Annotated in this window: 18 protein-coding genes and 1 pseudogene; 6 read left to right on the top strand and 13 right to left on the bottom strand. The window is 61.4% G+C overall.

Features of this window, described 5'->3' with window-relative positions; all coding sequences use genetic code 11:
• Positions 1 to 101: 101 nt before the first annotated feature.
• Together M0D69_RS02040 and M0D69_RS02035 are read left to right on the top strand one after the other, a co-directional pair.
• Positions 102 to 1,286, top strand: a complete 1,185-nt coding sequence (locus M0D69_RS02040) for an acetylornithine transaminase (RefSeq protein ID WP_301780419.1) — start codon at positions 102 to 104, stop codon at positions 1,284 to 1,286.
• Positions 1,283 to 1,705 carry a GNAT family acetyltransferase gene (locus M0D69_RS02035; RefSeq protein ID WP_301780418.1) on the top strand — a complete coding sequence of 141 codons (423 nt, stop codon included), beginning with the start codon at positions 1,283 to 1,285 and terminating at the stop codon, positions 1,703 to 1,705. The genes M0D69_RS02040 and M0D69_RS02035 overlap by 4 nt, the downstream gene beginning before the upstream one ends.
• Before the next feature lie 78 nt (positions 1,706 to 1,783).
• Here M0D69_RS02035 and M0D69_RS02030 read toward each other — a convergent pair whose 3' ends face one another.
• The 7 genes from M0D69_RS02030 to M0D69_RS02000 form a co-directional block, all read right to left on the bottom strand.
• Positions 1,784 to 2,488 (bottom strand): ABC transporter ATP-binding protein, encoded by a 705-nt coding sequence (locus tag M0D69_RS02030; protein WP_122176774.1) that lies wholly within the window; start codon positions 2,486 to 2,488, stop codon positions 1,784 to 1,786.
• A 32-nt stretch (positions 2,489 to 2,520) separates the two neighbouring features.
• Complete coding sequence (locus M0D69_RS02025; protein WP_301780417.1) at positions 2,521 to 3,297, bottom strand: ABC transporter ATP-binding protein; 777 nt, start codon at positions 3,295 to 3,297, stop codon at positions 2,521 to 2,523.
• Between the two features lie 22 nt (positions 3,298 to 3,319).
• A complete protein-coding gene (locus M0D69_RS02020; RefSeq protein WP_122176262.1) occupies positions 3,320 to 4,489 on the bottom strand; it encodes an ABC transporter ATP-binding protein in 1,170 nt (389 codons plus the stop codon).
• Positions 4,490 to 4,505: 16 nt separating this feature from the next.
• A complete protein-coding gene (locus M0D69_RS02015) occupies positions 4,506 to 5,456 on the bottom strand; it encodes a branched-chain amino acid ABC transporter permease (RefSeq protein WP_047895946.1) in 951 nt (316 codons plus the stop codon).
• 186 nt (positions 5,457 to 5,642) lie between these two features.
• Positions 5,643 to 6,914 carry a branched-chain amino acid ABC transporter substrate-binding protein gene (locus tag M0D69_RS02010; RefSeq protein WP_301780416.1) on the bottom strand — a complete coding sequence of 424 codons (1,272 nt, stop codon included), beginning with the start codon at positions 6,912 to 6,914 and terminating at the stop codon, positions 5,643 to 5,645.
• 453 nt (positions 6,915 to 7,367) lie between these two features.
• Complete coding sequence (gene ispH, locus M0D69_RS02005; protein WP_301780415.1) at positions 7,368 to 8,327, bottom strand: 4-hydroxy-3-methylbut-2-enyl diphosphate reductase; 960 nt, start codon at positions 8,325 to 8,327, stop codon at positions 7,368 to 7,370.
• 2 nt (positions 8,328 to 8,329) lie between these two features.
• Positions 8,330 to 8,785, bottom strand: a complete 456-nt coding sequence (locus tag M0D69_RS02000; protein ID WP_301780414.1) for a peptidylprolyl isomerase — start codon at positions 8,783 to 8,785, stop codon at positions 8,330 to 8,332.
• A gap of 315 nt (positions 8,786 to 9,100) precedes the next feature.
• On the opposite strand from M0D69_RS02000, the pseudogene radC reads away from it, so the two are divergent.
• The 4 genes and pseudogenes from radC (at position 9,101) to nadB (ending at position 12,456) form a co-directional block, all read left to right on the top strand.
• Positions 9,101 to 9,877: pseudogene (gene radC, locus M0D69_RS01995) on the top strand (DNA repair protein RadC).
• A gap of 334 nt (positions 9,878 to 10,211) precedes the next feature.
• Positions 10,212 to 10,445, top strand: a complete 234-nt coding sequence (rpmB, locus tag M0D69_RS01990; RefSeq protein ID WP_031359861.1) for a 50S ribosomal protein L28 — start codon at positions 10,212 to 10,214, stop codon at positions 10,443 to 10,445.
• A gap of 11 nt (positions 10,446 to 10,456) precedes the next feature.
• Positions 10,457 to 10,624: a 50S ribosomal protein L33 gene (gene rpmG / locus M0D69_RS01985; RefSeq protein WP_006478046.1), complete on the top strand. Its 168-nt coding sequence runs from the start codon at positions 10,457 to 10,459 to the stop codon at positions 10,622 to 10,624.
• Positions 10,625 to 10,857: 233 nt separating this feature from the next.
• Positions 10,858 to 12,456, top strand: coding sequence for an L-aspartate oxidase (gene nadB / locus M0D69_RS01980; protein WP_301780413.1), 1,599 nt, complete (start codon positions 10,858 to 10,860; stop codon positions 12,454 to 12,456).
• 132 nt (positions 12,457 to 12,588) lie between these two features.
• Here the strand turns inward: nadB and hutG are convergent, their stop codons facing one another.
• The 6 genes from hutG to M0D69_RS01950 form a co-directional block, all read right to left on the bottom strand.
• The gene (gene hutG / locus M0D69_RS01975; protein WP_301780412.1) at positions 12,589 to 13,389 is read right to left on the bottom strand and encodes an N-formylglutamate deformylase; all 801 of its coding nucleotides are present in this window, start codon (positions 13,387 to 13,389) and stop codon (positions 12,589 to 12,591) included.
• A 12-nt stretch (positions 13,390 to 13,401) separates the two neighbouring features.
• On the bottom strand, positions 13,402 to 14,787 hold the full coding sequence (locus M0D69_RS01970; RefSeq protein ID WP_301780411.1) for a formimidoylglutamate deiminase: 1,386 nt from the start codon (positions 14,785 to 14,787) through the stop codon (positions 13,402 to 13,404).
• Positions 14,788 to 14,799: 12 nt separating this feature from the next.
• Entirely contained in the window at positions 14,800 to 16,026 is a 1,227-nt protein-coding gene (gene hutI / locus M0D69_RS01965; RefSeq protein ID WP_301780410.1) for an imidazolonepropionase, read from the bottom strand.
• On the bottom strand, positions 16,023 to 16,613 hold the full coding sequence (locus M0D69_RS01960) for a HutD family protein (protein ID WP_301780409.1): 591 nt from the start codon (positions 16,611 to 16,613) through the stop codon (positions 16,023 to 16,025). The genes hutI and M0D69_RS01960 overlap by 4 nt, the downstream gene beginning before the upstream one ends.
• Before the next feature lie 2 nt (positions 16,614 to 16,615).
• Entirely contained in the window at positions 16,616 to 18,298 is a 1,683-nt protein-coding gene (gene hutU, locus M0D69_RS01955; RefSeq protein ID WP_301780408.1) for a urocanate hydratase, read from the bottom strand.
• 279 nt (positions 18,299 to 18,577) lie between these two features.
• Positions 18,578 to 20,059 (bottom strand): aromatic amino acid ammonia-lyase, encoded by a 1,482-nt coding sequence (locus M0D69_RS01950; RefSeq protein WP_301780541.1) that lies wholly within the window; start codon positions 20,057 to 20,059, stop codon positions 18,578 to 18,580.
• Positions 20,060 to 20,094 lie beyond the last annotated feature (35 nt).

Raw genomic sequence — 20,094 nt, 5'->3', positions numbered from 1 at the left:
CGACACTATGAAGCCACGGAATTCCGTGGCTTTTTGCATTGTTGGTTCGGTTTTTTATCCCACCGCCTTTTTCCCTTGCTGTTTTCGTGGAGCCCGCCGTCATGAATTTCCAAGAGTATCCCGTTGAATCGCTGATGTTCATCACGAACCGTCCTGAGATCGTGTTCACGCACGGCAAGGGTTCCTGGCTCTACGACAACAACGAGAAGCGATACCTCGACTTCATCCAGGGCTGGGCGGTGAACAGTCTCGGTCATTGCAACGACGGCATGATCGAAGCCATGGACAAGCAGTCCCGCACGCTGATCAACCCGTCGCCGGCTTTCTACAACGCGCCGATGGCCAAGCTCGCCGGTTTGCTGACCGCGAACAGCTGCTTCGACAAAGTGTTCTTCGCCAACAGCGGCGCGGAAGCCAACGAAGGCGCGATCAAGCTCGCGCGCAAGTGGGGCAAGAAGTTCAAGGGCGGCGCGTACGAGATCATCACCTTCGATCACAGCTTCCACGGGCGCACGCTGGCCACCATGTCAGCGAGCGGCAAGCCGGGCTGGGACACCATTTATGCACCGCAAGTGCCCGGTTTTCCGAAGGCCGACCTGAACGACATTGCATCGGTGGAAAAACTCATCACCGATAAAACCGTCGGCGTGATGCTCGAGCCGATTCAAGGCGAAGGCGGCGTGATCCCGGCAACGCGCGAGTTCATGCAGGCGTTGCGCGCGCTGACGAAGAAACACAATTTGCTGATGATCGTCGATGAAGTGCAAAGCGGTTGCGGCCGTGCCGGGACCTTGTTCGCGTATGAGTTGTCAGGCGTGGAGCCGGACATCATGACGCTGGGCAAGGGGATTGGCGGCGGCGTGCCTTTGGCAGCGCTGCTGTCGACCAAAGAAGTCGCGTGCTTTGAACCCGGCGATCAGGGCGGCACGTATAACGGCAATCCGCTGACGACGGCCGTGGGCTACTCAGTGATTTCGCAACTGACCGCGCCGGGTTTTCTCGAGGGCGTGCGTGAACGCGGCGAATATCTGAAGGCTCAGCTACTGCAGCTTTCGGAAGAACGCGGTTTCAACGGCGAACGTGGCGAAGGTCTGCTGCGCGCATTGCTGCTCAATAACGACAACGGGCCGAAGATCGTTGAAATGGCGCGCGACATGGGACCGGACGGTCTGCTTCTGAATGCAGCGCGGCCGAATCTGCTGCGCTTCATGCCCGCGCTGAATGTAACGACCGACGAGATCGACCAGATGATGTCGATGCTGCGCTCCGTGCTGGACGCGCTGTGATCATCCGGGTCTTCGATGAGCGCGACACCCAGGCGGTGCTCGCGCTCTGGGTGCAAGCGTTTCCCGAATACGCCACGCCTGGCAAACCACAACGCGATCCGCGGTTATCGATTCGAAACAAGCTCGCGATGCAGCCTGAGTTGTTCTTCGTCGGCTTGTTGAACGAGCGTCTGATCGGCACCGTGATGGCGGGTTACGACGGGCATCGCGGATGGCTGTATTCGCTTGCGGTGGCTGAAGATCAGCGCGGGAAGGGTTATGGCCGCGCGCTGGTCGAACATGCGGAACGCGCGCTTGCCTCCATCGGATGTCCGAAGCTCAATCTGCAAATCATGGCGAACAAGCCCGAGGCGCAGGGGTTTTACGCGAAGCTCGGATACCAGATGGATGAAGTCGTCAGCTTCGGCAAACGGCTTTAAACAGCGGCATTAAAAAAGCCGCATGCCCCTCAAAGGCATGCGGCTTTTTCATTCATCGGCGCTGCGTCACTCGCCCACTCATTCACCCAAGTAAGCCGCCCGAACCTTCGGGTCGTCGAGCATGGTCTTGGCATCACCCGACATGGTGACCAGACCCGAATCCATCACGTATCCGCGATTCGCTGCCTGCAACGCCAGCCGCGCGTTCTGCTCCACCAGCAACACCGTCAAACCTTCGCCCGAGATCTCACGCACCACCTCGAAGATCTTCTCGACCATGATCGGCGAGAGACCCATCGATGGTTCGTCGAGGAGCAACAGCTTCGGGCGCGACAACAAAGCCCGCGCCATCGCCAGCATCTGCTGTTCGCCGCCCGACAGCGTGCCCGCATACTGCGACGCCCGCTCCTTCAGCCGCGGAAAGAAGCCGAACATGCGGTCGGTGTCTTTCTGGATCTCGTCGTTGTCACTACGCAAATACGCGCCCATCTGCATGTTTTCAAGAATCGACATGCGCGCGAAGATGCCCCGCCCTTCCGGCACCATCGCGAGGCCGCGCTTGAGCAATTCATGCGACGGCACACCCTTGATCGACTGGCCCATGTACTCAATATCGCCAGCCGAATACGCCTTCAGGCCCGTGATGGCTTTCATCGTGGTCGTCTTGCCTGCGCCGTTCGCGCCGATCAGCGTCACGAGTTCGCCCTTGCCGACTTCCAGATCCACGCCCTTGACGGCGTGAATGCCGCCATAGCTGACCTGCAGCCCCTTGATCTTCAACATTGCTGCGCCGTTCGCGCCATTGGTCGTAGCCATCAGTGAACCCCTGCCCCGAGATAAGCCTCGATCACCTTCGGATCTTTCTGCACGTCCTGCGGCAGACCCTCGGCGATCACCTTGCCGTAATCGAGCACCGTCATCCGGTTGCACAATCCCATCACCAGTTTCACATCGTGTTCGATCAACAAGATGGTGCGGCCGTCGCTGCGAATCTTGTCGAGCAGACGCGTGAGCTCGACCTTTTCCGTCGCGTTCATGCCGGCGGCGGGTTCATCGAGTGCGAGCAGCTTCGGATCGGTGGCGAGCGCCCGCGCGATTTCCAGACGGCGCTGGTGTCCGTACGACAGATTGCGCGATGTGTAGTCCGCGTATTGCAGCACGCCCACATACTCGAGCAACTCCAGCGCGCGCTCCTTGATGCCCTTCTCTTCCCGACGCTCCGACGGCGTCTGCAGCACCGCGCCGACCAAGCCGTGTTTCGTGCGCACGTGGCGTCCGACCATCACGTTCTCCAGCGCCGTCATGCCGCCGAACAGGCGAATGTTCTGGAAGGTGCGCGCAATGCCCGCCTTCGCCACCTGGTGCACGGCGGTCGGCGTGTAAGGCGTGCCGTCGAGTATGAACTCGCCCGAATCCGGGGTGTACAGGCCTGTGATCACGTTGAAGAACGTGGTCTTGCCCGCCCCGTTCGGGCCGATCAGGCCATAAATTTCGCCTTCCTTGATTTGAAGGCCGACTTCGGCCAGTGCCTGCAAGCCGCCGAAGCGCTTGTTCACGCCCTTCACGGACAGTCGAATGGGTTTATCGCTCATTGTGTTTTCTCCGCTGTGGCGATCAGGCGCGCACCGGCTTCTTGCCAGCGCGTTTCGCAATTTTTGCGATCTTGTCTTCGTGTTTCGGTGACGGCCACAGGCCTTCCGAGCGATACAGCATGATCAGCACCATCGCGAGGCCGTAGAGCAACTGGCGAATGACTTCCGTATCGACGATCTCATGACCGAAGATGAAGTTCTGCAACGGGCCCATGGTCGAGCGCAGGAACTCGGGGAACACGGCGAGCAATACCGCGCCGAGAATCACGCCTGGAATGTGGCCCATGCCGCCGAGCACCACGCACGCCAGCACCACGACCGATTCCCAGAACGTGAACGATTCCGGCGATACAAACCCCTGGAACGCACCGAACATCGCGCCCGACAAACCGCCGAACGACGCGCCCATTGCGAAGGCCAGCAGCTTCACGTTGCGAGTGTTGATACCCATCGCCTTCGCGGCGATTTCGTCTTCGCGGATCGCGGCCCACGCACGGCCAATACGCGAATGCTGCAAGCGTACGCAGACGAAGATCACGAACAACGAACACAGCACGAACAGGTAGTAATACAGGTACACGGTCGGAAACTTGAAACCGAGGAATTCGTGCGTCTGCGCGAGACTGAAGCCGCCCACATTCACCGGATCAATACCGGTAATCCCCTTCGGTCCGTTGGTGATATTGACCGGACGATCCAGGTTATTCATGAAGATCCGGACGATTTCCCCGAAGCCCAGGGTCACGATAGCGAGGTAATCGCCGCGCAGACGCAGCGTCGGCGCACCGAGCAGCACGCCGAACGTGGCCGCCAGCGCCATCGCGCAGGGCACGATGACCCAGATCGGGGTATGCAGGCCGTTGGGGAACAGCTGCGCGATCCACGCAAACTGCGTGGTCAGTTGCGGCGAAGACAGCAACGCAGCCACGTAAGCGCCCACTGCGTAGAACGCGATGTAGCCCAAGTCCAGCAGCCCGGCGAAACCCACCACCACGTTCAGGCCGAGTGCCAACATCACGTACAGCATGGCGAAGTCGAGTACGCGGACCCAGTAATTGCCACCGGCCGCGCCAATCAGCATTGGCGCGAGAACCACGAGCGCGGCAACCAGCACCGTGACGGCGTAGTTTTTCGCGGTCTTTTTTTCAGGGATGAGCGTGGTCGACGGCTCGATCGGTTGAATTGAAGTCATGCTTGGTCTCCCCTTTTTAAGCGCGATCTGCGACACGTTCGCCGAGCAGGCCGGACGGACGGAACACCAGTACGACGATCAGCACGATGAACGCGAACACGTCCTGGTAGTTACTGCCGAACACACCGCCTGTCAGATTGCCGATATACCCGGCCCCAAGCTGTTCGATCAGGCCGAGCAGCACGCCGCCCACCATCGCGCCGCCCAGGTTGCCGATACCCCCCAGCACCGCGGCCGTGAACGCTTTCAAGCCGGGGATGAAACCCATGTAGAAGTGCGCGTTGCCGTATTCGGAGGCGATCATCACGCCGGCGAGCGCGGCGAGCGCGGAGCCGATCATGAAGGTCGCGGAGATCACGAAGTTCGGGTTCACCCCCATCAGGCTCGCGACGCCCGGATTCTCGGCGATGGCGCGCATCGCGCGGCCGAGTTTCGTCTTGTGCACAAGCAGCAGCAGACCGCCCATCACGATGAACGCCACCACGATGATCACGATTTCCGTCATCGAGATGACGGCGCCCGGACGGTCGGCGGTCGCGGTGATCACGTTGATCGGATCGGTCGGAAGCAGTTGCGGGAAGGCCAGCGGATTACGGCCCCAGATCATCATGGCCAGCGTCTGGAGAAGAATCGATACGCCGATAGCCGTGATCAGCGGCGCGAGGCGCGGTGCTTTGCGCAAAGGCCGGTAAGCCACGCGTTCGATGGTGTAGCCGACCACCGAGCAAACGACTGCAGCGACCAATAGCGCGATGACCAGCATCAGCGCGTGGGGCATGCCCGGAAAGTGATTGCTCATGACACCGATGGCGGACAGCGCGACCATTGCGCCGACCATCAGCACGTCACCATGAGCGAAGTTGATGATGCCGAGAATCCCGTACACCATCGTGTAACCCAACGCGATGATGGCGTAGACGCTGCCTAGCACCAGCCCGTTGAGAATCTGCTGGATGAAGATATCCATTGAAGGCTCCTTAGCCCGTGCGACTAGATTTACGCTTTATCGCTGGCCGATAAACCGAAGGGAAGAAAAAAACGCAACCGCACCGCGCCTACTTGAAAAAAAACTCTAAAACGTCCGAAAGTGACTACGTATCGAGGGGTTGCGCAACCCGGTGTGCATTCGCCGCGCGGCGTTGCAGCACAGGGTTTACGGCGTAATGACGTCAATGACGTTCTTCTTGTTATCCTTGAAATCGATTAGCGTGATCGCACCGCCGCCTTTCAAATCACCTTTGTCATCGAATGCAATGTGACCCGTCAGGCCGTTGAAATCCGTCGACGAAATCGCGGCCAGCACCTTGGGCGCTTCTATCGAATTCGCCCGCTTCATGGCGTCAACGATCACGTACACGGCGTCATAGGTGAACGGCGCATAGCTCTGGACCGGTAAATGGAAACGAGCTTCGTAGCGCTGCGCGAAATCCCCGCCCTTGTCCAGCTTCGATGCGTCCACGCCCAGTTCCGAGCACACTACGTTCGGCGCCGCGTTGGCCGCGAGCGTGGCCAGGTCGGCGGTACACACGCCGTCGCCGCCAAGAATCTTTGCCTTCAGGCCAAGCGCCGCTGCCTGCTTCGCAAACGGTCCGCCAGTCACGTCCATGCCGCCGAACATCACCACGTCCGGCTGGACGCGCTTGATCTTGTTCAGTATCGCCTTGAAGTCCTTGGCCTTTTCGCTCGTCACTTCGTGGCCCGCGATCCGGCCGCCGCCCGCTACCACCGCCTTCGCAAACTCGTTCGCGAGACCCCGGCCGTAGAGGCTGGCGTCGTCGACGACCACGATCTTTTTCGCGCGCAGCGTCTTGAGCGCATAGGTCGCGAGCACCGGCCCCTGGCGCGCGTCCGTCGGCACCACGCGGAACGTCGTTTTGTAACCTTGCTGGGTAAACGCCGGGCTGGTCGTCGCCCCCGAGATCTGCGCCACGTTCGCGTCGCTGTAGATCTTCGATGCCGGTATCGATACGTCCGAATTCAAATGCCCGACGACGGCCACCACGTGATCCGCCACCAGTTGCTGCGCCACTGCAATACCCTTTTTGGGATCGGCGGCATCGTCCTGTGCGTCCAGTTCGAGATGGATCGCGTGACCGTCGATGGTCAACCCCTGCGCGCTGATCTCCTCGATGGCCAGCCGCGCGCCGTTTTCATTGTCCTGCCCGAGATGAGCCAGCGGTCCGCTGAGCGGCGCGACGTGGCCGATCTTGACGACCGTCGCGTTGCTGGCCGGTGCCGGCGCAGATGCCGCGGCCACTGAAGCCGCCGATGCCGGCGCAGCCGCCGCACTCCCCGCACCACTCGCCAATGCTTCCGGCACCGCCGATGCCCCCGCGGCCGGCTCGTTCTCACTCTTTTTGCCGCACGCCGTTGCCATCGCAACCGCGGCCGCGATGGTCACGGCGTAAGCAAACTTCATTCGCATTCAGTAGGTCTCCGGCGCCTCGAAAAGCTGATGTTTCCAGCCCATCCGGCTTGGAACGCGCGCATTGTAACTCGGTTTTTGAGACGTGCAATATTGTTCAGCGACAGGGGTTTTCCTCCATTGCAACCCTCTCTTTGGCCTCTGGTGAAGGCCTTGGAGCAACCCGGTTGCGCCTCGCGTCGATGCGTAAGTTGCACCATCGGTTGACATCGTGGGTAAACACCGATGCGTTGCAGCGGCTCCAGCGCTTGCTTCGAGAAAAGCACCTTCATGGTGCAATTGCAGAATCGACGGGTCAATCCGGACCTTCGCGTAGAGCCCTGTTCGCCTGGTCGCGACCACGACAAAATAAAAGGCCGCGCCAACGTGAGTTGGAACGACCTTTATTTCTACTGCGTCAGGTTCTATTTCTGCGGCGAAGGACGCTTCCCGCACATTGCATCACTCATTGCATCACTCTGCCGGCAGCGTCAGACCACGCGGCAGCGGAAACGACACCTTTTCCTCGATCCCTTCCAGCGGCCGCACGTTGCGCACGCCCAGCTCCCGCAGCCGCGCGATCACGGCCTGCGCCAGCACTTCCGGCGCCGACGCACCCGCCGTTACACCGATGCGCTTTTTCCCTTCCACCCATTTCGGATCGATCTGCGTGGGCGAATCCACCATATAGGCAGGGATGCCGCGCTTCTCGGCCACTTCGCGCAGTCGGCTTGAATTCGAGCTATTCGGGCTGCCCACCACGATCACGACGTCGCATTGGGGCGCGAGAAACTTCACCGCGTCCTGGCGATTCTGCGTGGCGTAGCAGATATCCTGCTTCTTCGGCTCTTTCACCGACGGGTATTTGGACTTCAGAGCGTTGATGATCTCGGACGCATCGTCGACTGAAAGCGTGGTTTGCGTGACGTACGCAATGCGATCGGGATCGGTGAGCGCGAGCGCTTCCACGTCCTCGATATCCTCCACCAGATGCATGCCTTCGCCGCTCTGCCCCATGGTGCCTTCCACTTCAGGATGGCCCTTGTGCCCGATCATCACGATATCGAAGCCGTCCTGGCGCATCTTCGCCACTTCCATGTGCACTTTGGTCACGAGCGGACAGGTGGCGTCGAACACCCGCAAGCCGCGGGTTTCCGCCTCCGAGCGCACCGCCTTCGACACACCGTGTGCACTGAAAATCAGCGTACTGCCTTCCGGCGCGTCCGCCAGATCTTCGATGAACACTGCGCCTTTCTTGCGCAAGTCCTCGACCACATAAGCGTTGTGCACGATCTCGTGGCGCACGTAGATGGGCGCGCCGAACAGCGCGATTGCCCGCTCCACTATTTCGATTGCACGATCGACGCCCGCGCAAAAACCACGCGGCTGGGCGAGAAGAATTTCGACATCGAGAAGGGTGTCAGTGGAGCTCATGGCTACAGAATTCCGATGATTTTCACTTCGAACGCCAGCGCCTGACCGGCAAGCGGATGGTTGAAATCGAACAGCGCGGAGGTCTCGCCAACCTCCTTGAGCACGCCTGCGTAACGGCCACCGCCCGGTGCGTTGAATTCGACGAGGTCGCCGGGAGCAAAATTCTCGCCGATCATCGCGTTCTCGCGCAACGTGGCCAGCGACACCCATTGCAGCATTTCCGGGTTGCGCGGACCAAACGCCTGACCGGGCATCAGCCGAAAGGTCGAGTGGTGGCCCACCTTCAGACCCAGCAGAATGTCTTCGAGCGGCGGCGCAAGATGACCGGCGCCTAATAACAGCGTGGCGGGTTTGTCAGCGAACGTGCTGACAATGTCCGCCCCGTCCTCGAGCGCAAGCCGGTAATGAAGCGTGACATGCGAACCGGGTTTCACCTCGGAGATATCAATGATGCTCATGTTTGATCGTGGTAGCAGTAAAAGCCTTAATTACCTTCTCAGCCGGTCCTGCCGTCCGATAAAAGGCCGGGCGTCCCGACAGGACGCAGTCATGGCGAAAGCTTGCTGGGCACCCCGGCACCGCACCGCTGGGGCCAACGGTCTCGCGAGGCAAACCGCCGGACGCTCGCTCGGGGAGGCGCGAAACCTCCATTGTAAGCCACAGTGCGATGGCCCGGCCTGCGTCCCGGCAATCCTTGGGAGCAACGGCGAACAGGCCGGCGAGCTGCCGCCTCCGGCGCGGCTCCCGCAATTCCACGCGGGCGGGAGCGTGACATGAACGCCCGTCTCGAACTGGTGCAGAACAATGCGCCCTATCCCGCCGACGCCCTGCTCGCCACGAACCCTCGCCCACGCGTCGAGCCCGCCGTCACGCGCATTCTCGACTGGCCAAAGCGTGACCGGCCGCGCGAGCGCCTGTTATAACTAGGCGCGCAGACGCTATCGGATGCCGAGCTTCTCGCGTTGTTCCTGAATAGGGGCCGCCCGGGCATGACCTCCGTCGACGCGGCGCGCGATCTGCTCGTGCGATTCGAATCAATCCGCGGCGTGCTCCGCACGACCGCGACGGAATTACGCACGTTCGGCGGTATCGGCCCGGCCAAGGCGGCGCTGCTGCTGGCTGTCTCGGAGCTGTGCCAGCGTTCGCTGGCGGAGAAAACCCGCGAGCGGCCGTTGCTCGACGCCCCGCAAGCAGTGGAAGACTATTTGAAGTGGCTGATCGGCACGCGGCCTAACGAAGTGTTCGTCACCCTGTTCCTGGATATCAAGCATTGCCTGATTACCGCCGACGAATCGGCAAAGGGATCGCTTTCACGCGTTGCCGTATATCCGCGGGAAATCGTGCGACGGGCGCTGACATTGAACGCGGCGAGCCTGATCGTCGCGCATAATCACCCTTCTGGCGGCGTCGAGCCGAGCGCAAGCGACCGCCGCCTGACGCGCGTACTACAAGACTCGCTCGCGCTGATCGATGTGCGGCTGCTCGATCATCTTGTAGTGGCATCGAACGAGATATTTTCTTTTTCGCGACAGGGATGGATGCTGGCTTAACTTTCTGCCTGGTTTCCAAATTAACGCGGGTTCCGCGGGTTTTCGCGGGTTTAATAGCCAATTGACCGCAAAACCGCGCCTGATGGTCTTGCGTAGGCAGAAAACCTCATGAAACTCGTCCCCTGCGGGATGGCCGGATACCTCGTCCCGTACCAAAAAGAGTTGATTTTGCTGGTTTTTTGCGGGTAGAATCTCGGTTTGCTTCTTTCAACCAACCTGTTCCGAGCCGAGCAAACGTGTCGGTCATTTCGGGCAAGCCTCTCCGGTAGCCCGAAGCGGTCCAAAATGCATCTAGCGTTCGAACTCAGAATTAAAGCGTATTAGGAGTGCTCTCATGGCACGTGTATGCCAAGTAACCGGGAAGGGGCCGATGAGCGGCAACAACGTTTCCCATGCGAACAACCGCACCAAGCGTCGTTTCCTGCCCAATCTGCAAAATCGCCGCTTCTTCGTTGAAAGCGAAAACCGTTGGGTCCGTCTGCGTCTCTCGAACGCCGGCCTGCGCCTGATTGACAAGAACGGCATCGACTCCGTGCTCGCAGATCTGCGCGCACGTGGCGAAGTCTAAGGAGCACGAACATGGCCAAGGGCGCACGCGACAAGATCAAGCTGGAATCGACCGCAGGCACGGGTCACTTCTACACGACCACGAAAAACAAGCGCAACATGCCGGAAAAAATGGCGATCAAGAAGTTCGATCCCGTTGTCCGCAAGCACGTTGAATACAAAGAAACCAAGATCAAATAAGGTCTTCGTTTCCTTTTGTACCGCTTCACAAAAAGCCTCGCTCACGCGAGGCTTTTTGCTTTTGTGCTACCGTTTTCGGACCTATTCCGCGCGATTCGTTCGCCCTACTGGCCGAACGGCCAAGTGGCCGTGTTGCGTGGCCACGCGTTATCCTTGCCGACCAGGCTTTCCGCATGCCACCGGCGTGAGTCCCGAAAGCCGCGGCGGACAACTATAGACGGAGACGTGGCAGGATGAATTTCGATGTAGCAATCATCGGCAGCGGACTGGCGGGCCTGAGCGTGGCGCTGAATCTGGCGGACACGCGGCGCGTCGCGATCCTCGCCAAGCGCAGCGTGAGCGAAGGCGCCAGCGACTGGGCCCAAGGCGGCATCGCGGCCGTGCTCGACTCCGCGGACAGCGTCGACAACCACGTCCGCGACACGTTGATTGCCGGCGGCGGCTTGTGCGACGAGGCGGCTACGCGATTCATCGTGGAAAACGGGCGTGCTGCGATCGAATGGCTGATCGGCGAAGGCGTGCCCTTCACCAAGGATCTCTCCGCCGAACTCGGCTTTCATCTGACGCGTGAAGGCGGCCATAGTCATCGGCGAATTATTCACGCCGCCGATGCCACCGGGCATGCCGTGGTCACCACGCTCAACGAGCGCGTGCGCAATCATCCGAACATCACGGTCCTCGAAGATCATTACGCCATCGACCTGATCACGTCGGAGCGGCTCGGCTTGCCCGGGCATCGCTGTCATGGGCTGTATGCGCTCGATCTCGCGAGCGGGCGCACCGTCACTATCGAGGCACCGCATACCGTGCTTGCGACCGGCGGTGCAGGCAAGGTGTATCTGTACACCACGAACCCTGATACCGCGACCGGCGACGGCATCGCGATGGCGTGGCGCGCCGGTTGCCGCGTGTCGAACATGGAATTCATCCAGTTCCATCCGACTTGCCTGTTCCATCCGTACGCGAAGTCATTCCTGATTTCCGAGGCCGTGCGCGGCGAAGGTGGCATCTTGCGCCTGCCCGACGGCACGCGTTTCATGCCTGCCCACGACGAACGCGCCGAACTCGCACCGCGCGATATCGTCGCGCGGGCGATCGACTTCGAGATCAAGAAGCGCGGTATTGACTGCGTGTATCTCGATATCAGTCATCAGCCGGAAGCGTTCCTTCAGGAGCACTTTCCCACCATCCTTGCGCGCTGCCGTGAGTTCGGCATCGACATCACGAAACAGCCGATTCCCGTCGTGCCCGCTGCGCATTACACCTGCGGCGGCGTGGTCACCGACCTCGCGGGCCGCACGGATCGCACAGGCCTTTATGCCGTCGGCGAAACGTCGTGCACGGGTCTGCATGGTGCAAACCGGTTGGCGAGCAATTCGCTGCTCGAGTGCCTCGTGGTCGGGCGTGCCGCAGCACAGGCCATGGAAGCGGATGGCTTCGCGGCGAGCGGTCACGCGCCGCTGCCGGCCTGGGATGAAAGCCGCGTCTCCGATCCAGACGAGGAAGTCGTGGTCGCGCACAACTGGGATGAGTTGCGGCGGCTGATGTGGAATTACGTGGGTATCGTGCGGACCGATAAACGGCTTGCGCGCGCCCAGCATCGGATTGCGATGCTGCGCGACGAGATCCACGAGTACTACGCGAACTTCAAGGTGAGCCGCGATCTGCTTGAACTTCGAAATCTGGTAGACGTGGCTTCGCTGATTGTCGAGAGCGCGTGTTCGCGGCGCGAAAGTCGTGGTTTGCATTTCAGCCGCGACTGGCCGGAGACGTTGCCGAAGGCGCTGCCGACTGTGTTGACGCCGTCGGTGGTAAGACGGCGAGAACTTTGAACGTTTCTCGCGACAAGAACAGCTTGAGTTAAAGCTAAAAAGCCATTTCAACGCACGTTGAAATGGCTTTTTAGCTATGCAGGAGTGCTCCCAAGACGGCGTTCATCATCCGAATCAGGCGTTTTCAAGCAATCACGCCGAACTCACCGACTCCAACGCACACTGCACCAGATCCCGCATTAACGGTGCGACCCGGGCGGCGCGAGCTTCGTCGTATGCGTATGGACGCGTTTCTTCCATATAGGTCACCTGCGACAATTCCAGTTGCACTGCGTGAATACCTTCCTGCGGCGCTCCGTAGTGTCGCGTGATGTAACCGCCCTTGAAGCGGCCGTTGGCGACAGCCGTGTAAGCGCCCTGCTTGACCACCATCGCTTCGAGCTTTTCCGCGAGGCCCGCAACAGCGCTCTCTCCACCGGCCGTGCCGAAGTTAAAGTCGAAAAGCCTGCCGTCGAAGAAACGTGGCACGTGCGAACGAATGGAATGGGCTTCCCACATCAACGCTTTGCCATGCACCGCTTTCAAACGCGCCAGTTCTTCGGCCAGCGCATCGTGATAAGGCCGCCAGTACTTCTCGCGACGCTCGGCGATCTGCGCCTCCGAAGGCGCACCGCCTTCCGGGTACAACGGTTCGCTGTTGAAGGTATCGACGGGACACAGGCCGGTTGTATCGCGTCCGGGATAAAGATTCGCGCCGTCGGGCGGGCGGTTCAGATCGATCACGTAGCGCGAATTCGCAGGCACGAGGATAGATGCGCCCATCGTCACGGCGAACTCGTACAGGCGTTCCAGATGCCAGTCGGTGTCATCGACTTCGCGGGCGATCGGGGTCATCGAAGAAGCTATGTCGGCGGGAATCCGGGTGCCGGCGTGCGGGATGGAAATGAGCAGCGGCGCACTGCCGCGCTTCAACGTGAAAACTTGATCAGTCACAGACGATTTCCTTTATTCGAGCAATCCGGCCAGCGTCTTTCGATACTGCCCGAATGCCTCTCCTTCATCGCGATGCCGCCGCGCCTCGACCACGATTTTGCCGCCGACGCTGACATCGAGCACCGGCGTCTCGCCATGTTCGCAAAACACCACGCCCGATAACCACGCGTCCGGTGCATGCCCCGCGATAGCCGGATGATCCGGATCGAGCACGGTGAAATCCGCCCGGCACCCCGCTTGCAACACGCCGACTGCGCGACCGCTGGCGCTGGCGCCGCCAAGCACTGCGGCATCGAAGAGACGATCAGCGACGTGCGCCTGCTCGTTCGATGCCAGCACGTTGCGCTCGCGGCGCGTCAGGCGTTGTCCGTATTCCAGCAAGCGCAGTTCGGAGCGCCAGTCGACCGCAATATGGCTGTCCGAGCCGAGGCCGAAACTCCCGCCGTCGTTCAGATACGCGTGCGTCGGAAAAATGCCATCGCCGAGATTGGCTTCGGTTGTCAGGCACAGGCCCGCGATGGCGCGGCTTGCAGCCATCGCGCGGACTTCGTTTTCATCGACGTGCGTGGCGTGTACGAGGCACCAGCGTTCGTTGACATCGAAGTTATCGAGCAGCCAGCGCACTGGCCGCGCTTTCAACGTCTCGAGACAGGCATCGACTTCAGCCGTCTGCTCGGCGATATGGATATGCACCGGCGCGCCCGGAAACTCGCGGTCGAGTCCACTGAGCATGCGCCCCAGCGTTTCCTTCGATACAGCGCGCAATGAGTGCGGCGCGACGCCGTATCGCAAGTTGCCGTTTTCCGGCTGATCCTTGCGCAACGAAACGAGCGCATCGAGCAGGCTTTCAGGCGTGTGAATGAAACGCGCCTGACCCGGCGTCGGCTCGCGCTCACCGAAGCCGCTGTATTGATAAAGCACCGGCAGCATCGTCATGCCGATGCCGGTTTGCGTAGCGGCATCGACCACGCGCGCGGCCATTTCCGCGGGATTCGCGTAATGCTGGCCGTCCGGCGCGTGATGCACGTAGTGGAATTCGCAGACCGACGTATAGCCGGCCTTCAGCATTTCGATATAAAGCCAGCGCGCGACGTCGCCAATGCTGTCCGGAGAAATGCGCGCGGCAAACCGGTACATCAGGTCGCGCCAGCTCCAGAAACTATCCGTCGGATTTGCACGATATTCGGTGAGGCCCGCCATCGCGCGCTGGAACGCGTGCGAGTGAAGATTCGGCATGCCGGCCAGCACCGGACCCTTGGCTTTGTTCACGCCAGCCGGTTGCATGCTGTCCGGCGTGACGGCGAGCAGCGTGCCTTGGTCGTCCCATTCGAGCAGCACGTCACGACGCCAGCCGTCCTGCAAACGCGCGTGTTCGGCAAACAAGCTGTTTCGAGTCATGGGGTATTCCGCTTATTTTCGTTTATCCACGGTCACGGCGCCGTGCCGCACGACCAGCGCGCAGCGATCCAGGCCGCTCCAGTACGCCAGTTCCGCCAGCGTTTCGATATCCCACGCGACGAAATCCGCCTTCGCGCCGATGGCGATCTCGCCGCTGACATCGGCGTGACCGAGCGCTTTGGCGCCGTGACGCGTGACGCCCGCAAGCACTTCGGCCACGGACAAGCGGAACAGCGTGCAGCCCATGTTGAGCATCAGCAGCAGCGATGTGGTGGGTGATGTCCCCGGATTGCTGTCGGTGGCGAGCGCGATCGGCACGCCGTGGCGACGCAGCAGGTCTATCGGCGGCAACTGCTTTTCGCGGATGAAGTAGAACGCGCCGGGCAACAACACGGCGACGGTGCCGGCTTCGCGCATCGCGATAACGCCGGCTTCGTCGAGGAATTCGAGGTGATCGGCGGATAGCGCGTGATGCTTCGCGGCGAGCGCCGCGCCGCCCATCAGCGACAACTGCTCGGCATGCATTTTCACGGGCAGACTCAGCTTCGATGCCGCGTCGAACACGCGCTCCGCCTGTTCCAGCGTGAACGCAATGCGCTCGCAGAACACATCGACGGCATCGACCAGAGCTTCTCCTGCGAGCGTCGGCAGCATCTCGTTGCAGACGTAGGCGATGTAATCATCCGCGCGACCTGCGTATTCCGGGGGCAACGCGTGTGCGCCGAGGAACGTCGTGGCTATTGTCACTGGCCGCGCCGCCGCCAGCCGCCGTGCGACGCGCAGCATCTTGCGTTCGGTTGCGAGATCGAGCCCGTAACCTGATTTGATTTCCAGCGCCGTCACGCCTTCGGCGAGCAACGCATCCAGCCGGCGCAACGATTGCGCGAACAGTTCGTCTTCGCTAGCCGCACGTGTATTACGCACCGTCGAGACGATGCCGCCACCGCGTTTCGCGATGTCTTCGTAACTCACGCCTTCGAGCCGCATGGCGAATTCTTCCGCGCGGTTTCCCGCATAGACGAGGTGCGTATGGCAATCGACGAGACCCGGCGTGACGATCCGTCCTTCGAGGTCGTGGCCTACAGCCTCGGCAAACTTCGCAGGCATGTCACCTTGCGCGCCGAACCATTCAATACGCCCATCGCGCACGACAATCGCCGCGTTTTCCAGTACGTCAGCCGGATCCGCACGAGGCGCGAGACGCGCGTTGCGCCAGATGTGCAGGCTGTTATCGGTCATGTCCGCGTTCCCTTTGAAACGATACGGGCGTCGATAAGAACCGCGCCTTTTGAAAGCGGTTCGATGTTCAAGACTTGGCCCCCATGCCCGGCGTCTAAAACAAGCGCATCGCCCTGGAACAAACGCTCGTCATTCACCGCGAACTCCCCAAGCGCGCTGACCAGCACGACACTGCCCTGCTCCACTTTCAACGGTTCAGCCTCACGCCGCACCACTACGCTCCCCGACACCCGATCCCGCCTCAACATCAGGTTGAAATCACGCGTTGGACCGCGCGGCAATTCTGCCGTTATCTTTTCTTCACCCGCGAACGCGAGCGAATCCCAGCGTGCGAGGACATGTCGCGGGCCGGCCGAATCGATGAGCACCATCTCCGCGCCCTCGATCAACGTCAGCACGCGGTCAATTCCCTCGAACACCGAAAACGCCCCCGCCTCCGATACATCCGCGACGCTCACGCGCCAGTCGAAGGCATCGAATGCCGCACCTTTCGGCGACGCGGCGATCTCGCGCGTCGCGCCGCCGCCGTTCTTCCACGGCACGGCCTTCAAATCGGCCGCGCGAATAATGCTGAAGGCAGAAGACATGGTCAGGTCGTGATGAACGGCAGATCGAGGCCGAAGTTCTTCGCGCATTCGATGGCTTGCTCGTAGCCGGCGTCGCCGTGGCGCATCACGCCCGACGCGCAGTCGTTCACGAGCACGCGCGCGAGGCGCTTCTGGGCTGCATCGGTGCCGTCGGCAACGATCACCATGCCCGCGTGTTGCGAGTACCCCATGCCGACGCCGCCGCCATGATGCAGGCTGACCCACGTCGCGCCGCCCGCGGTGTTCAGCAGCGCGTTGAGCAGCGGCCAGTCCGACACGGCGTCGGTGCCATCTTTCATGCTTTCAGTCTCCCGATTCGGGCTCGCGACGGAACCGGTATCGAGGTGATCGCGACCGATCACGATCGGCGCTTTCAGCTCGCCGCTCTTCACCATCTCATTGAACGCGAGACCGGCAACATGACGTTCGCCCAGACCCAGCCAGCAAATCCGCGCCGGCAGACCCTGGAACGCGATGCGGTCGCGCGCCATATCGAGCCAGCGGTTCATGCCTGCGTTGTGCGGGAAGAGTTCCTTGAGCTTGGCGTCGGTCTTGTAGATATCTTCCGGATCGCCGGACAGCGCAACCCAGCGGAACGGGCCCTTGCCTTCGCAAAACAGCGGGCGGATGTACGCAGGAACGAAGCCGGGGAAATCGAAGGCGTTCTTCACACCGTCGTCGAAAGCGACCTGGCGCAGGTTGTTGCCGTAGTCCACGGCCGGGATGCCCATGGCGTGGAAATCGAGCATCGCCTGGACGTGCTGGGCGCAGGAACGTTGCGCAGCCGCTTTCAATTCAGCGTGTTGCGACGCGTCGAGCGACGCCGCGCGCCACTTTTCCAGGCTCCAGCCGGCGGGCAGATAACCGTTGATCAGATCGTGCGACGAGGTTTGATCGGTGACGAGATCCGGCTTGATATCGCCGGTCTTGGCGCGGCGCACGAGCTCCGGCAGCACTTCGGCGGCGTTGCCCAAGAGTGCAATCGACACAGCGTCGCCAGCGGCGGTGTGCTGCTTGATCAGTTCAAGCGCGTGATCGATGTCCTTCGCTTGTTTATCGACGTAACGCGTACGCAGACGGAAGTCGATACGCGTCTGGTCGCACTCGATATTCAGCGAAACCGCCCCCGCCAGCGTCGCCGCGAGCGGCTGCGCGCCGCCCATGCCGCCCAGGCCAGCGGTCAGGATCCAGCGGCCTTTCCAGCTGCCGTTGAAGTGCTGCCGCGCGGCTTCGACGAAAGTCTCGTACGTCCCCTGCACAATCCCCTGGCTGCCAATGTAGATCCAGCTTCCGGCCGTCATCTGGCCGTACATGAAGAGGCCCTTGCGGTCGAGTTCGTTGAAATGCTCCCACGTCGCCCATTTCGGCACGAGGTTCGAATTTGCGATCAACACGCGCGGCGCGTCAGCATGCGTTTTGAACACGCCGACCGGCTTGCCGGACTGGACCAGCAGCGATTCATCGTTTTCTAGGCGCTGCAGCGTTTCGAGGATTTTGTCGAGACATTCCCAGTTGCGGGCCGCGCGGCCTATACCGCCATAGACCACGAGCTGGTCGGGGTTCTCGGCGACCTCCGGATCGAGGTTGTTCAGCAGCATCCGATACGGCGCTTCGGTGAGCCAGCTCTTGCACGTAAGCTCAGTGCCGCGCGGTGCGCGCAGGGGACGCGGGTTGTGGTTTTTCATCGAAACACTCCTCGGACGGGGATAGTGAACATTCGGTATCTTGCAGCCAATTCCGCGGGCGTTTTGGGCAGCGATGGAACTTGGTCGGCAAGTTGTATATACAAGTCTGAATTAAAACAAATCGAAGCGCAAGCAGTGGCAGATCGATTCGAAGTAGGGGTTTACTTGAACGGGATGAAAAGCCCGCCAGACATGGGGCGAAAGCCGCCAATTCCGCGTAAAACGGCGGAATTGGCGGCTATGGGAAGCGGAGAATCTGTCTATACAAGACTCACGCGATCAATACTCCGGGCTTGCCTCGTGGACGAACGCCCAGGCCGCGGCAATATCGCCGGCCAACGGCCGGTCATCTCTGTATTGAGAGATAACGGCCCGGACGCTCCGGTAGACCGCGTCGGTTTTTGGTGCGCGCGACACGTCAGCAGGTTGCAGGTCATACGCCTGAGTCGCGGCCAGCAACTCGATGGCAAATATGCGCTCAGCATTGGCGATGATTTCCAGCGCCTTCAACGCAGCCGGCGTCGCGTGACACAGATGGTCCTCCTGCAAGCCGGAGGTAATTCCCCCGTCCAGGCTCGCGGGCATGGCGAGCCGGCGGTTGTGAGCAACCAGCGAAGCCGCCGTGTACTGCGCGATCATGAAACCGGAACACGTGCCGCCGCCATCGGCGAGAAAAGCCGGCAAGCCGCTGACCAGCGGGTTCACCAGCCGGTCGATGCGCCGTTCCGCCATCGCGGCGACTTCGGCCACGGCAGTACTCAGGCTATCCATCGCCAGACCGATGGACGCCCCCACCGCGTGCGCCTGGGAAAACACTCGCGGCGAGGCGAGCGTGCCGGCGACGACGGGGTTATCGGTGACCGAAGCCAGTTCGCGATTCACCACGTCAGCGGTCGTCGCGAACACGTCTCGCGCCGCGCCATGCACGTGGGGAATCGTCCGCAAGCTCAAGGGGTCCTGCGTCCTGCGCCCGAACGACGCCGCGATGATGCCGCTATCGGCGAGAAGGGACCGCAGATGCGCGCCCACCACCGACAATCCCGGCGATATCCGCAGCGCAAGCGAGTCGGCATCGAAGGCCGCGGCTTGTCCGCGCAGGTTCTCGAAGGACATCGCCGAGATCGTGTCGGCCCATTCCAGCAGCCGCTCGGTGCGCGCCAGCGCCAACGAGGCAAGCCCGGTTACACAAGGCGTGCCGTTGACCACGCTCAAGCCCTCCTTCGCCTCGAGCACGAGCGGTTCACGCGCCAGCCGCTGCAGCGCGCTGGCGGCGCTCACGCGGCCGGTGTCGTCGCGGACAAAACCCTCGCCGATCAGCACCAGCGCGATATGCGCCATATGGCTCAGATAACCGACCGATCCGAACGCCGGGACCTCGGGTATTGCGCCGCTGTCGAGCAACGTGACCAGCAGCTCCACCAGTTCGAGCCGCACGCCGGAATGCCCGTGCGCGAAGTTATTCACGGCAGCCGCGATGATCGCCCGCGTCTCCTCGCGCCGCAGCGGTTCTCCCACGCCGACTGAATGACTCATCAGGATATTGCGCGACAACGTGCGCTGTTCCGACGGCGACACGATCACGTCGCACAGCGCGCCCACGCCTGTATTCACGCCATAAGCGCGAATCCGGCGCTCGACGATCTGCTCGACGAGCGCGCGTGCATGGTCGATCCGCGAGCGCGCTCCGGGCGACAAAACCAGCGTCGCGCCATTCGCGATCTGCGCGACGCCTCGCCAGTCGAGCGGCTTGTCGATAGACACCGCAGCCGGCGAGCGCGCGTCTGCGGAACTGTCAT

The sequence above is a fragment of the Caballeronia sp. SEWSISQ10-4 2 genome (genome assembly GCF_030464885.1).
Classification (GTDB): Bacteria; Pseudomonadota; Gammaproteobacteria; order Burkholderiales; family Burkholderiaceae; genus Caballeronia.
The sequence above is the reverse complement of the archived record's forward strand: the minus strand, read 5'-3'. Positions and strand labels throughout refer to the sequence as shown.

Excerpts from the sequence above, each read along its gene's own strand:
- M0D69_RS02040 (WP_301780419.1), top strand. The coding sequence starts at position 102 with ATGAATTTCCAAGAGTATCCCGTTGAATCGCTGATGTTCATCACGAAC.
- M0D69_RS02030 (WP_122176774.1), bottom strand. The coding sequence starts at position 2,488 with ATGTTGAAGATCAAGGGGCTGCAGGTCAGCTATGGCGGCATTCACGCC.
- M0D69_RS02025 (WP_301780417.1), bottom strand. The coding sequence starts at position 3,297 with ATGAGCGATAAACCCATTCGACTGTCCGTGAAGGGCGTGAACAAGCGC.
- M0D69_RS02020 (WP_122176262.1), bottom strand. The coding sequence starts at position 4,489 with ATGACTTCAATTCAACCGATCGAGCCGTCGACCACGCTCATCCCTGAA.
- M0D69_RS02015 (WP_047895946.1), bottom strand. The coding sequence starts at position 5,456 with ATGGATATCTTCATCCAGCAGATTCTCAACGGGCTGGTGCTAGGCAGC.
- M0D69_RS02010 (WP_301780416.1), bottom strand. The coding sequence starts at position 6,914 with ATGCGAATGAAGTTTGCTTACGCCGTGACCATCGCGGCCGCGGTTGCG.
- ispH (WP_301780415.1), bottom strand. The coding sequence starts at position 8,327 with ATGAGCTCCACTGACACCCTTCTCGATGTCGAAATTCTTCTCGCCCAG.
- M0D69_RS02000 (WP_301780414.1), bottom strand. The coding sequence starts at position 8,785 with ATGAGCATCATTGATATCTCCGAGGTGAAACCCGGTTCGCATGTCACG.
- rpmB (WP_031359861.1), top strand. The coding sequence starts at position 10,212 with ATGGCACGTGTATGCCAAGTAACCGGGAAGGGGCCGATGAGCGGCAAC.
- rpmG (WP_006478046.1), top strand. The coding sequence starts at position 10,457 with ATGGCCAAGGGCGCACGCGACAAGATCAAGCTGGAATCGACCGCAGGC.
- nadB (WP_301780413.1), top strand. The coding sequence starts at position 10,858 with ATGAATTTCGATGTAGCAATCATCGGCAGCGGACTGGCGGGCCTGAGC.
- M0D69_RS01970 (WP_301780411.1), bottom strand. The coding sequence starts at position 14,787 with ATGACTCGAAACAGCTTGTTTGCCGAACACGCGCGTTTGCAGGACGGC.
- hutI (WP_301780410.1), bottom strand. The coding sequence starts at position 16,026 with ATGACCGATAACAGCCTGCACATCTGGCGCAACGCGCGTCTCGCGCCT.
- M0D69_RS01960 (WP_301780409.1), bottom strand. The coding sequence starts at position 16,613 with ATGTCTTCTGCCTTCAGCATTATTCGCGCGGCCGATTTGAAGGCCGTG.
- hutU (WP_301780408.1), bottom strand. The coding sequence starts at position 18,298 with ATGAAAAACCACAACCCGCGTCCCCTGCGCGCACCGCGCGGCACTGAG.